Annotated in this window: 1 protein-coding gene; it reads left to right on the top strand. The window is 38.7% G+C overall.

Going from position 1 to position 1,301, the window contains the following annotated elements; all coding sequences use genetic code 11:
• Positions 1-118: 118 nt before the first annotated feature.
• Positions 119-1,301 (top strand): IS21 family transposase (gene istA, locus H524_RS0111965; protein WP_027940352.1); only part of this gene is annotated, 1,183 nt, incomplete at its 3' end.

Raw genomic sequence — 1,301 nt, 5'->3', positions numbered from 1 at the left:
TTTCTGCTATTTTTGTGAGCACTATCACGATTTTAAGTGCATTTTAAAAATTTTTCTTTCGTTTTAGCTTTTTTTTCTATATCTTACTGGCCCTTATTACATTTGCCATTAATAGTTTATGATTAGTGAAAAGCAACAATTAAAGCTTAGAGAGCTCCATGCAGATGGACATTCAGTGAAGGACATTGCTGAAACTCTACAAATATCTCAGCCTACTGTCCGCGCATATTTGAAAGACAAAAACAGAGGAGTGGTAAAGAAAGAAAGAAAATCTAGAGCAAGACTACTTGAGCAAGCAGATCAGAATGCTCTTAAAGATAGCTACATCAAAGGAAGTTATAACTGTAAACTCGTTCATTATCTAGTGAATAAAGATCCTGTTAAATACGGCCTTCCTAGTGATTTTAAGGTTTCATTAAGAACCGTAAGAAGATACATGGATAAAGTTGCGCCTAAGCCAACTTATGCTCCAGAAAAAGTTAGGCATTTTGAGTGTGCTCCTGGTCAGCAGCTTCAAATTGACTTTACTTATGCGAGCTTTATTTTTCCTGGAGAGAATAGACCGCGTAAGCTATGCGTGTTTGAGGCTGTTTACCCATGGTCACATAAGTCTTTCTTCACTATATGCCCTGACCTTACTCAAGCATCATGGCTAAGGGGCATATATGAGTGCATTCTGAGATATGGAGTGCCCCAAGAGATTCTTTGTGATAACGATAGATCTCTCGTTACTCGGCATGCAGGCAAGGAACTTCAATTCAATACTGAGTTCTTTTGGTTTTGCGAACAGTTCGATATAGACCCTCGTGCATGCGTACCAGGACGGCCTCAGACTAAAGGCGCAGTCGAAAGAGCTGGACGTTTTTTTAAGGATAACTGTCTTAGTTGGGTCAAAATTGAGCATCCTGAGGTTAGCACTATTGAGGAACTCAATGATGCAATACAAGAGTGGAACGAAACCTATGCTACTGATGAACGAGTGTTCGAGGCTGCAGTTGATGGAGAGCTAAAGAAACTGACAGTACGTGAGCTTTTTGAGATTGAGTCAAAAAAGCTTAAGCATGTTAATCCTGATCTACATCTAACTATTGCAACTAAAACTCTAAATGTAAGCAAATCGGGTGCTTTATACATCCACGGACTCAAGCTTCAGTTTGATAATGCATTTAGGAACTCAAGCGTTACAGTATCAGTTTGTTCTAATGGCAAATTCCTTGTAACAAACTTAAACAGCTTTGTTCTTCATGAGGGCACAATTCCTAAAAATAACCTCATGAAATACAAGTTGAATGACAAACCAG

Source organism: Anaerobiospirillum succiniciproducens DSM 6400, from assembly GCF_000482845.1.
In the GTDB taxonomy this organism is placed as follows: Bacteria; Pseudomonadota; Gammaproteobacteria; order Enterobacterales; family Succinivibrionaceae; genus Anaerobiospirillum; species Anaerobiospirillum succiniciproducens.
Note: the sequence above shows the minus strand (reverse complement) of the source record. Positions and strands in the feature narration are given on the sequence as shown.